This is a genomic window from Rickettsiella endosymbiont of Miltochrista miniata (assembly GCF_964031245.1).
GTDB lineage: Bacteria > Pseudomonadota > Gammaproteobacteria > Diplorickettsiales > Diplorickettsiaceae > Aquirickettsiella.
Genome location: NZ_OZ035017.1, coordinates 395,339 through 407,692, shown reverse-complemented (window position 1 = coordinate 407,692; position 12,354 = coordinate 395,339). Strand labels below are relative to the sequence as shown.

Annotated in this window: 6 protein-coding genes; all 6 read right to left on the bottom strand. The window is 34.6% G+C overall.

All coding sequences use genetic code 11. The features are described 5' to 3' along the window. Positions 1–17: 17 nt before the first annotated feature. Positions 18–878, bottom strand: coding sequence for a hypothetical protein (locus AAHH40_RS01830; protein WP_342220424.1), 861 nt, complete (start codon positions 876–878; stop codon positions 18–20). Then, positions 868–1,413: a DUF4304 domain-containing protein gene (locus AAHH40_RS01825; protein WP_342220423.1), complete on the bottom strand. Its 546-nt coding sequence runs from the start codon at positions 1,411–1,413 to the stop codon at positions 868–870. Before AAHH40_RS01825 ends, AAHH40_RS01830 begins: the two co-directional genes overlap by 11 nt. A 12-nt stretch (positions 1,414–1,425) precedes the next feature. Beyond that, a complete protein-coding gene (locus AAHH40_RS01820) occupies positions 1,426–5,448 on the bottom strand; it encodes a J domain-containing protein (protein WP_342220422.1) in 4,023 nt (1,340 codons plus the stop codon). Between the two features lie 13 nt (positions 5,449–5,461). After that, positions 5,462–7,756, bottom strand: coding sequence for a tetratricopeptide repeat protein (locus AAHH40_RS01815; protein ID WP_342220421.1), 2,295 nt, complete (start codon positions 7,754–7,756; stop codon positions 5,462–5,464). Positions 7,757–8,093: 337 nt separating this feature from the next. Beyond that, positions 8,094–11,177, bottom strand: a complete 3,084-nt coding sequence (locus AAHH40_RS01810; RefSeq protein ID WP_342220420.1) for a hypothetical protein — start codon at positions 11,175–11,177, stop codon at positions 8,094–8,096. A 235-nt stretch (positions 11,178–11,412) separates the two neighbouring features. Continuing rightward, entirely contained in the window at positions 11,413–12,318 is a 906-nt protein-coding gene (locus tag AAHH40_RS01805; protein WP_342220419.1) for a GTP-binding protein, read from the bottom strand. Positions 12,319–12,354 lie beyond the last annotated feature (36 nt).

The window sequence follows — 12,354 nt, the reverse complement described above, 5'->3', positions numbered from 1 at the left end:
ATTTAACTTACAGCGTTTTAGTATTCTGCAATTAATATCGATTCTGAATTGCAATCCCGGTGATTATTCCAAAATTCAAACCCTTTAGTATGATTATGAGCACCTGTTTTAAAATTATTTAAAAATCCACTTTTATCAGCATCCGAAGAATTTCTAGGTAGATAAATTTCAATTCGACCAATGACTAAACTTGTTGCATTATAGTCTCGAGCATACGGAATTATTATTGAGATTGATCCATCTTGCAAAGAATCTCTCCTTTCAAATGCTTGAATAAAAAGAGATTCACTCCGTTTATTATCTCGAGTTAAAAACCCATCATAGCCCAACAGCGCATAATCGACGTTAGATAGGAATATTGCCTCATAATGATCTTTAGCTTTTGCTGCGGCATCCTCGTAGAATGCACTTTCAAAACGTTCAAACCAGGCTTCATCCCCTTTTTGCACACAAAAAAAAGGGCCAACATATTCGGCTTCTTCTAACGACCAAATCATATGTACACCATAAAACCCAACAAACTCAGCAAAATTAGGAATAGTATATATCGCATCTTTATGGGTATTAACAGACATCAGAGTACGAATATAGCGTACTGTGCTACCGTCTGAGCACTCTTGTTCTAATTTCCCGTCTTCAGTAATTCGAAAATTTATTCGTTCTTCCCGTGGGGAAGATGGCTGATCGGTTATTAACACATTATTCTCAATACGGTAGGTAAGATATGCCTTTTGATCTTTCTCCTTGCCTAGGATAGTATATATAAGGTACCCATCTGCAGTGAAATGAAGCTTTACATTTCCAAATTGTTGAATTGATTTAACATCGCCTGAATCATGGATCCAGGTGCCTAACAAGAGTTCATTATTAGTTTTCATTATTTTTTTGGTCTATTAGTTTAGAAAGTCTATTTTTATAATCTGCTGAAAAAGGAACGCTTTGCCTATATAAAAGGCCGGTTCCCGGTAATTGATTCAGTACCCATAAATCTAACAAGTGATTATTGATAATACATTTATCAATTTCAGGTATAACCTTCTGTAAAAGACATTCTTGAATTTCCTTCTCTAAAAATTCCATTGAAGTTGCGTCATCAAGGACCCACCATTTATCATCATCGTAGGGTAATAAATAACCAATACGTTGTCCCCATTGAGAATCCCAGACAGCTGGCCTTGGCTTAATACGCGCAGGATCTAAGAGTTCAGCCACTGCTTCTGAATAAACACCGAGATTAATAGTAAATTTTATTCCAAACTCGTTACTACTACTTGTGCTTTTTTGAAAGCCAACAATGCCCCAGTTATCTTTATACTTTTTATAAAAAATGCCTGCCTTGCGAGAATATCCATGTTCTTTGAGAGTATGATGAATATTTTTAAGTAATTGCTTATATGCATCGACTAGGTTCATTTTTTTAGCCTTCTATGGATAGGGATAACGGACTGTATTTACCCGGTAATTACTTTCACGTAACAACCATGCATCTTTTGCCTGTTGGGCTGAATTAGGAGGCGGATTTCCCGATTTTACTTCGATACCGCCTAAACATACCCCGCTTCGCCAAACCTCTATATCTATACGTCGGGGACCTAAATCAGTAGGTTTGGTAACCTCAGTTCTCACGCTCAAACCATGTTGACGCAAACCATGAGCCAACATGTCTCTAAATGCATCCCCAACAAGCTTATTATGCCATAATTGACGTGCAGCAAATGTCGTTTGTCTAGAAAGGATAGCTTCAGTATTAGGATTAATAAATCTACCAATTCCTGAGACACGTACCCCCCCATAAATGGCTCGTGTATGGCCACTATCTACTTCATGTCGAATACTCGCAGGTACCCACAAACAGCTTTCTTTAAGATCTATATTAGATTTATTGGAACCAAATTTCAGTTCAACAAAAGAGTTTTCTAGCTTTTGCCCCTCCGTAATTTTTTCTTTTAAATGTTCCTTATGTTGTTCTAGGGCTTTTTTAGTTTCTTCCTCAACAATTGCATCAACATTGGATAGTGTATTATTGAGAGCACTATCTAAACTTTCTAGCGTATGTTCTGGATAAACTTCTTTGATTTTTTTTGCAACTTGCTGCCCATCATATTCGACGAGTACCTTAATTAACGGTTTATCATCTCCATCTAAAAATTTATTAAGTAATTGAGTTGGCTGCCAACTCGATAGTCTCGATAGTTCTGTTTTAAACAATTCTTTTAGCTGATTCAGACAAGCATCCCGCTTATCCGTGCTTAACTGTTTTATAAAAGTTGGAATTTCTAGATTTATTTTCGTCCATATTTCTTTTGAAACAGATTCATTCCATTTGCGTTGACCTTGTTTAGCAATAAAATCACAGCGCGTACTATCATGAATTTTTTGGCAAGCCTCTTTGATTTCTGGTGAATTAGCAGTAAAAGTTAATGAACCGATTTTTTGCTTTAATTCATTGAGTAATGTCTTTCGTTTTTGTTGAAGTTTCTCTTTGGAAAGCTTTTGTCGCCATTCATTAAAATTATCAATAATATTTTTTCTAACAAGAATTTTTAACTGTTGTTCCGTCTCTTTCCAATAACGATGCTCTTCTTTTCCCCAGAGTATTTTTTCCTTCAAGTAATTTCGATTGCTCTGCATGTTTTTTTCGTTCGTTTCACGCTGACTCGCCATGATATTGACTAAAACGGTAGCCTTGCTTAATTCACGTAAACGACCGAACTCAGGGAAATATATTGCAAACTCGTTATAATGGGCCGTAAATTCCTGAGCGAAAATAAATTCTGGAGAGAAACGATGCTGCATTCCAGTTTTTGATGCGGCCTTACGCGTAATACGATAAATCTGATGCAAGGATTCAGAATCATCAATTAGAACCTTTTCTTGTTCACCACGCTTACGTTTACTTATACGTACTAAATGATGTTTGTCTGCTTCCAAAACACAACGTTGCTCTACTTTTTGATCTTCCCAAAAAATGACTTCTGACGTCTCTTGAATGACAAGTAGTGCTGGATCAGCAATCACTCTTTTTCCAGTTTGCAATTCCCGTAATTGTTTAGGCGTTAAAACATAACAATCCCACCCTTCCCCCTCACCTTCTTTATCAACTAAATTACCATCTACATCTCTGACCATCCTATGATGCTTAACGATCATTTTTATATCGCCAAAAGCAAATAACACATTACCGTTGGTATTGAGTTCTTTATCATCTATCGCATAGGGAACTGCTTCCGATTCAATCCAAAAACGATGCACGGCTTCTTTATGATTACTCGCGTGAAAATCATCAATAATTTTTTTTAAGTAGGCAGGTAGCTTCTTAGTAATCTCATCTAGCGGTCTAAAATCATAAGGGTCTCGACGTTGTACTTCTTGACCTACCGTTAAAAACTTTAATACATAGTCGGTAAGCAACATCGTATGCAATAATTGCGAATGGTATAAAGTAGAAGGTGCAAAACGCATTTCATTAAAGGGATGATAAGGCATATCGGGATCTACTGGATCCAAACTGAAAAATGCAGAAGTCATCTGATTTTGAAAAAGTTCATCTAAATCGTATAGTGTTAACAGCCGATTAAAATCGGGCTCTTTGGCCTCACAATAATCCAGAATGAATCCGAGCTTCCCGGTTTTATAATTGATTTCAAGTCCGTGTACCGTACGATAGGTAGGAATGTTTGCTTTTTTACTAAGCGCCAGTGTTTGATGAGATTGAGTCCAGCCGTCTTCATCTAAGACCTCTTTCATGGCCCATGGTGCATTAAGATTATAATTAAGATCTAAGTTTTCCCATTTTTTGCTTTCTAGCAGCTCCTGCATTAACCGTGAACGAAATGCTTTTTCCACCTCGGGTTGATACTGCTTTTGATACCAATTTTTCAAACAAGCTTCATAGGCTTGATAAAATACCCGAACATAGGTGTGATCTATTTTTATTTCACTTCCCTCTTCTTTTGCTTTGTCAGCCATATCAATAAGAGCATGCAACAACTGACGCATTAGCAAAATGGTTTGATCTTCTTGTGATACAAACTCAATATTCGATTGCAGTGGTTGGAAAAAAGGGAACATATCGGCAACCAATAAACTGTGATGCTGAAATGCAGTAATAATTTCTTCTAATTCTGAATCTATATATTGACACGACAACAAAAACTTCAATCCTTGCACTTGAATATACAGTTCAACATCGGGTGTCGCCCGGCGTCCAATTTGCATAGCTAACAGATAAAGCTGTGTTGCTATTTTTTCATCAGCCATTTGCAAAACTAGATTGGTTTCTTGTAATGACGCTTTTTGAAAACTTATCGCCGCTTGCATTACCGTATTTACAATGATCATCTGTCCAGATAAACCAATTAAAGCAGGCATCCAATCTAATAAATGAAAAGCCTTGTTTCGATAGAATGCTGCCCGTTCGGTGTAAGTAACATAGGGGGACTTATGTAGATCTTTTTCTAGTTTGGATAATAAACGCGTATACTGGAGAAGCTTAGCCAACTGTTCGTTTGACTTACCTGTAGCTCTATTTTCGGATAGTTTTAATTTAAATCGTTCGATTAATTTTTCAGCGGCAGATTGACCATCGAGCATCTTCAAACGATCGGTATCTAGAGCAGACTCATCCTTAAGCCAGTAGAGGTGTAATGCTTGAGAAAACAAATTTCGAAAGTATTTACTTTGAAACAAAGGAGCAAAATAAACCATTGTTTGTTCTGCAGTTAATGCAGCATAATCAGTGATTTTTTGCAAGGAAAATAAAAGGGTATGATCGGGATCTGTCTCATTAACTGCTAGAGACAAAATTTCATAGATCCCATTAAACAAGCCTAAATCTTGAGAGTAATAAGAAGGATTGATTTCCATATTTATTATTTTACGAGCAAACTCTCCTTCCAATTCCTTAAGTGTATTTCCACTATAGTCCCCTTGTAAGAATTTAAGAAATAATTCTATGGCCTTTTCCGGAGTTAGAAATTTGATATTTAATTTAGTCTCTAAACATGATTCATTTTTTATAAATGAAAATATACTGCTATAAAAAAAACTTTCTTTATTACTGCTAGAATAGAGTTTAGAATGAAAAGGTTTGAAATAATCTACTGGGGAACCCTTACCAAGAGGGTTTTGTTGGTATTTATTAACTAACTCTGCATGATCTTTTCTAAAGTTCGCTGAAAATGAGATACCTGCGGTGGGTAAATGGCCACTGAGTAGTGAGGAGAATTCCTCATCATTTGAAACATTATAGATTTCCCATTCATTATCAAATTGTCGTCGTTGTACAGGATCAATCAAGGTTTGATAAGCCGTTGTTAACAACGCCATTTTTTCAGCATCGCCTCCTTTATCAGGATGCGCCAACAAAGCTTTATTTCGGTAGGCTTTTTTGATGATGGGTATCGGCGCGGCTTTATCAACCCCTAAAACTTGATATAAATTTTGCATATTTTTATAAACCTCAATTTCTAATACTTTGAAAAATGCTAGATGTGCTAGGTATTGAGCTTGCTAGAGTGCCGTAAATATCATCAATATCCATGGGTTCAGCCCTAAAAATGCTATGCTTTATCAATGAAAATCGATTTGATTCGGGCTGGGCTAGCTTGATGATTTCTTGAAATGAAAATTCAACACCAATAGAGTCCAACATCTTTGTCAGTGCTTTATCTAATTCCAATTTCGGATCCAGATTCTTACCTTCAATCGCTTGCTGATACCAATGCAATGCCTTTAATTGATTATTAAAAGGGGGATTACGAAACACATTTCCTAGTTTTAATTGCATCTCAGGATCTATTTCTGCTCCAAGTTGATTGAGTGTAATTTCTGCTTCCACACATCCCCATTGGGCTGCCTTAATAAAATATTCGCATGCTCTATTTGGATCCTTAATTAAACCTTCCGTTTCACTAGGCAGTTGGCATAATTGACCCATATGGAAAGCAAGTTCCTTATTTCCGACTTCACACCCTTTTTCATAAAAAAATAAAGCTAACTCTTTACTTTTCTCGATACCTTCTTTGCCATGTTCATACGTCTCAGCAATAAGTAAGTAATATTTATTTGTAAATGGTTGGTTTTTTAAAAATTCGATGGCGGGCGCATATTGTTGTTCAGCTGATTTCAAACCCCAATGGATAGCATTATCGAATTTTTTTTGCTGATAATAGGTATGGGCTAGAATGTATTGAACTTTCACCTCTCCAGACTTTGCTATAGATTCCAAATGTTCTTGAGATAGTTCATGATGATTGAGCATAGCTTTTGCATAATAACCATATGCTATATGCAAATGTTCTTTAATCTGAGTATTTTGTTCATATAACTTCGCTAGTTCAAAAGCACAATCTGCTTCTGAATGACCTAACTGATGGGCTTTAAGAAAATATTCACGGGCTTTTTTGAACTGAATGCGAACATCAGAATCACTATAAAGCTGACCTAAACGAAAAGCTGCCTCTTTACTCCCTTCCGCAAACGATTTTTTATAAAAAAATATCGCTAAGTCCGAATTTTTTAGCAAATTTTGGTTGCCATTTTCATAACTTTCTGCAATAAAGAAATAATGATCTTTGCTAAAAGATTTGTTTTTCAAAAAATCTATTGCAGGTTCATAAGATTGCCCCGTTAGCAGAAGAAAATAAATAATAGATTTATCTAAAAATTTAAGATCATAATAGGTACAAGCCAAAGTATATTGGGCTTCAATATCACCAGAACCTGCTAAAGTTTCTAGGTGTTTTTTTGCTCCATTATGGTAACCATGCATAGCCAATCCAAAATAGTAATATCTTGGCTTCGGATCTTCTAAAGTTAAATTATTTACTGTATTAAACTTTGCTAGTTCAAAAGCACAATCTGGATTTTTATCGGCAAGTTGCTGCATGTGTTTTAAAGCAGTTTTATCACCTTTATTGGCAAGAACTTGATAACATTTAAAGGCAGGTTGATTTTTTTTAAAATTTAGTTGATATATCTCAGCAAGTTTGTAGCTTAATAAATTGTCATCTAAAATTTTTACAATTCTATCTAAACCTGATAATGCTTCTGAGCCTAATTCACAATCCTGGTTCGCTGCTAGTAAGTAATAATCAAAAGCTTTTCGAAGATCTTTATTAACAGGCTCTTCTCCAAGTTCGTAAAACCGCCCCAATCGATATGCCGCTTCCCTATTATGTAGTTCATACGCTTTCTCATAATAACTTAAGGCAGCAGTTATAACTTTTTTATTGCCAATTTCACCTTCTTCATACATTTGCGCTAAATGTAAAGCTGCCTTAGATTCATACTCACTCATCTCTACCAAATCATTTAACGCATGAGCCGAATAACCTACTGCTGCTTTCCTATACCAACTTAACTCTTTTGTTATATCCTTTTTAAAAACAAGTTGGCCACGATTTGTTAATCGGTCATTTTTAAAAACTTTCCCAGCAAAATACATTGCTGGAACATAATTTTCTTTAGCCGCAGTCTCATAAGCAGTTAATGCCCTTTCCCATTCATGGATATATTCGTATTTCATACCTAGAAAATAAAAAGACTCTCCTTTATTACCTTCTTCATTAGCTAAAAGACTTAAATGATGTAATGCAGAAGATTTTTGTGTTTTAAGAGCGCGAACATAATACATTCTAGCTAATTTAAGATCTATTTCAGTATTTACTCCATAATGAAAGCAATTACCTAAACTAATATTCGAGCGATAGCCTAAAAGATTCAAATAAGTTTCAGTGGAAAATATTTTTGGCATTTTTATACCTTTTTTGTTATTTATTTTTAAAACTGTATAATTTTAATTAAATTTTCAAAATCTCTCCTATTAATAAAATTCTATTGTCTATAATAAAAAGTTAGTTAATAGCGATTGCTCAAGTTTCAGTAAGGAAAATAAAATATAGAAAGATATTAATTTAGAATTGAAGAATAAAAATCTTACATTTAAAGGATATAACGCTATCATTCCTTTTCCTTGTTATTTTTTTAACACTTATATTGAGTAAAAGTATAATTTATATTTTAGATATTTCATAGATGGAGCTTAAAAAATTAATTATTTTATTTTAAATCTAAAATACGCTAAATTTGTTCTATCTAGTTAAAAACCGTGCATTAGAAATATTTTCTTGGATAGGATCATTATAATTAACAACTTCATTTTGTTTATATGTAGAAAATAACCCATTTTGGTGTAACAAATAACTACAGTATCGATAGTAGCCTTTAGAGTTTTGTATTTTTTCTTGAAACACACTTAAAACTTTGTCGCTTAAAACAGTATATTGCCCTGCTTGAACTAAAGCTTTCAAATCCTTATTTTCTTTATCTTGATAAAAATCAGAAAATTCATTGAATAATTTGATTTTTACCGACTCTTTGATTTTAACCCAAATCACTCCAACTCCTTGTTGTTTGATTTGCTGCATCAAATGAGTAAATTTTATAAATTCCTCTGTATTAATGGGGCTTGCTAATGACGATAAATACTCCAAAGCGGCTTCCTTAACAATAATACGAAGCTTAAGTGCGGCTGTTTTATTTGTCATAAAACGAATTTCACAATCCGGATGGACACCTTGTAATTTTTCAATCAACTTATTGAAAGTACCTGAAGGGCAAATAGGATCATCTTCCCCTCCTAGATATTCTCCCTTTTCAGATAAATTACCGCCACATTGCATCTCATAAAGTCCTTCAATCAGTTGTTTTTCAGCATCTTGTAAAATTCCAGATCGATTTTTCTCATCCAACACAGCTAAATAAGTTGCGGCTAATAGCTGCCTCAAACTCACTCCTGAAGTTTTATCAGTAAATATATAATCCTTAGCCGTGATTCTTACGATACAACGCTTAGCGGCTCTATTTTTTTCAGAATTTTCGGACAAACCTTGAATAAAATTATTTAATCTCCCTATCGTATGATCTAAATTAGAATCTTGGAGTTGAGAGCCGTAATGTGACCATAATTGCGTGGCAGATTCAGAGGCAGACTGATGGACGCTCGTTGTATGAGTGCTTTGTTTATCATTTATAGAGGATAAATTATTAACATTAGCATCTTGATTTTCCTGGCGAAATCTTTGAAATACTCCAGTTAAAAGATCTAAGCTTAGATGTAAAAATAATGTTCCCACTATTTCGTCCATCAATATATTGCCGTATTCAACCAATAGTGAAAAGCTTGTCTGATTCTCTATCTCAGCAGCTTGAAAATCTTCTAAACTAGTTGCAACATCATTTGACTCCGAATGTAACCAAATTGTCTCAAATTTTTCTTGGTTAAGCACCTGTATGTCCCCCACATCTATATTTAGTTCTACGATTAAAGTTTGGGTCACAGCAAGATTCAGAAGCAACTTAACTATGTTTGGTTTTGGAGGAGATAAAATAACTTCAAAATTTTGTTGCGTGAGCAGCCCTACGCCTTCGATAAATATAATAGACACTCCAATATACATGGGCTCTGGATATGCAAGAACAGCTTCTAAGTTTTGCTGATTGAGGATTCCTACTACTTGCATAAGACCCAGCATCACGCAAACTGCTTTCGGCTCTGGGTGGGAGAGAACACTTGCCAAATTTTCTTGGGTGAGTATCTCCGCTTTTTGAAGGGAATTAAGAGATAGTATAATATAGTTTGGGTTTTTGCGTTGTCTAATATGTTCAAAGTTTTCTTGAGTAAGCATCCCTGCTTCTTGAATAAACTTCAGTATCATTCCGATACTTCTGATATTTTCATCTTGGCATGATAGAACATGTTCAAAATTTTCTTGGGTGAGAATTCCGGTTTTATAGAGAGAACTAAGCGACAGCCCAATATCTGATGGATTTTGACTCGACAGAATACTTTCGAAATTTTGCTGAGTCAGTAACGCCGCTTCTTGAATTAATTTCTGAATGCGGTTGACTGCTTCTAACTCTGGGTGTGATACAACACCTTCAAAATTTTCTTGAGTGAGCATCCCTGCTTCTTGGAGAAAATTAAGTGATTCTTTAATATATATTGGTTTTTCGTGCAATCGGACCCCTTCAAAACTTTCTTGGGTGAGGATCCCTGATTTTTGGAGAAAACTAAATGATACTGCAATATACACTGGCTCTTTGTGCGACAAAACATGTTCAAGGTTTTCTTGAGTGAGTATCTCTGCTTTTTGGAGAAAATTAAGGGCGTATGTAATAATCATTAACTCTTGTTGCGACAAAATAAAAATATGTTCAACATTTTTTTGAATCAGTATCCCCGCTAGATGGAAAAGCTGAAACGCCCATTCAATATCTGATAGCTCTTTGCATAGCAAAACACTTTCGAAGTTGTCTTGAGTGAGAATCCCTGTTTCTTGGATAAGTTTCAAAATGCGACTGATACTTTTTAGATCAGGGTGTGATCGAACATGTTCAAAATTCTTGTGCGTAAGCATTTCCACTTTATGAAGAGAACTAAGCAACTGTTCAATATCAGTTACATCTTGGCACAGAACACTTTCAAAGTTTTGTTGAGTAAGTATCCCGGCTTTTTGAAGAAGACTAAGCACTGCTTTAATACACATTGGTTCTTTGTGCAATCTGAGGCTTTCAAAGTTTTCTTGGGTAAGCATCCCTGTTTCTCGGAGATAACTAAGGGAGAATGCAATAGATATTGGCTCTCGGTGGCATAAAACATGTTCAAAATTTTCTTGCGTAGGAATCCCTGCTTCTTGAAGATATCCAAGAGATAATGCGATAGGCGTTATTTCTTGTTCCGATAGAACGCGTTCGAAATTTTCCTTAGTAAGGATCCCTGCTCCTTGGAGATAATCAAGGGATAATTTAATAGGCCCTAATTCTTGGTGCGACAAAGCCTGTTCGAAGCTTTCTTGAGTGAATATTCCCGCTTCTTGAAGAGTATTAAGCATTAGATTAACTATTTCTAGTTCTAGATGCGATAGAACAATTTTTAAGTTTTGTTGATTAATAATCCCTATTTTATGCAATAATATTAATGTTTCACTAAGTGCCATCGGCTTTGGATGCAATTGGAGTGCTTGAATATTCTCTTCGGTGAATATCTCTTTATCATTAAAAATCCATGCAATCTCTCTCAAGCCTGGATGTGATGGTTCAAGCTTGCGGTTTCCTTCCGTCAATAGTTCCTTCGTTTCCGGCAGATTATTTTCTAAATCAACTGAATCTTGCATAAGTTACTCCTTTTGTTGTAGTTGTTTCCAATTCTTTTCTTATTTTTACAAGGATAATTTATATTTAAATTATTTAATAGATCGATCTTAAAAAATTAATTATTTTTTAATAAAAATAAGCTTCGCCCTGAATCTGTATTTTATATATTGTTACTGAGATATATTTTGCTAGGACTATCTACGATAATAAAGTTTATCGGATTTTCAAGCAAAAAGTTAGAATACCTAACAATAATTAATGATTAGTTGGTCTAATCGATTCTAAATTATCCGTTGAATGCTTTAAGTAGACATCTAATTTATTCACTAATTCATTACTAGTAACACGGTGCTCTAAAAATGATGGATCAAGCAAATTAAAAAACCAGTTAAAAATAGACCAATGCCTATGTTGACCGACAATTCCCTTTTTTTCTCCAATGATTGCTTTAATTTTAGGAATCTTCTCTATAGATAAGCACCTTACATTAGTCTGGCTTCGATGCTGACCCATTCCTCCATCACGGCATGCTTTAGCAATTGCCTCAAGAGCCGTTGATTTATTTTTAGATAATTGAGAATGTTTTTTACTTAATGTTTTGCTGTGTCTCTCAATAGCAGATATCAATGATTCTTCTTCCATTTTTTTTATAGGTGAAAATTGACTAAAGTTGAACAATGTATCTTTTACCTCAGTAATACCTTTATTTTCTTTCGCAGAGCAAACAATAGTTGGAACATTAAAAGTGTCAAATTCCTTGAGATAATCTTGAGAAAGCTTAGAATCTTTATCATCGCTTTTAGTAAAAACGATCATTTGAAAACAATCAGAAATAGGAAGTATCGATGAAATTTCCTCCTTAAACTCCAAAAATATTCTTTTATTTTCCTCTGTGTTTTTAGTAGAGTCTAGTGCGTAAATAATGATTGATGCAGATTTATAATATAATTTTGATAGGGTTGTAAATTTTTCATCGCCTGAAAATTCCCATAAATAAAGTCTTATTGACTCTTTTTGAAGGAGAGCTAAATCATTAAATATCGTAGGCTCATAATTATAACTAAAGCCCAGACCGATTAAACGTCTTACTAAAGACGATTTACCTACCCTCAATTTACCTACCAAAATAATTTTACATTTATTATCGCTATGATTGGGCATGTTCAGTTATCTCCTAATGAATTTGTAATTTAACAT